This window comes from Janthinobacterium rivuli, from assembly GCF_009208735.1.
GTDB lineage: Bacteria > Pseudomonadota > Gammaproteobacteria > Burkholderiales > Burkholderiaceae_D > Janthinobacterium.
In genome coordinates this window covers 1-257 of sequence record NZ_WFLJ01000095.1, presented here as the reverse complement: position 1 = coordinate 257, position 257 = coordinate 1, and the positions used below count along the sequence as shown (strand labels likewise).

The window sequence follows — 257 nt, the reverse complement described above, 5'->3', positions numbered from 1 at the left end:
CAAACAGGGAATTCGAACCCGTCGTGAAATCCTGCAGGCGCGTGCCGACGGCCAGCACCACGTCGGCCTGCGCCGCCAGCGCGTTGGCGGCGGGCGAACCGGTGACGCCGATGGCGCCCAGCTGCAGAGGATGGTCCCACGGCAAGCTGCTCTTGCCCGCCTGGGTTTCCGCCACGGGGATGCCGTGGCGCTCGGCGAAGGCCCGCAGCGCGGCGCCAGCCTTGCCGTACAGCACGCCGCCGCCGGCGACGATCAGC

General features: G+C 72.4%; 1 pseudogene. It reads right to left on the bottom strand.

The features are described from left to right. Nucleotides 1-257, bottom strand: a pseudogene (locus GCN78_RS29085) (3D-(3,5/4)-trihydroxycyclohexane-1,2-dione acylhydrolase (decyclizing)); the annotation flags it as partial.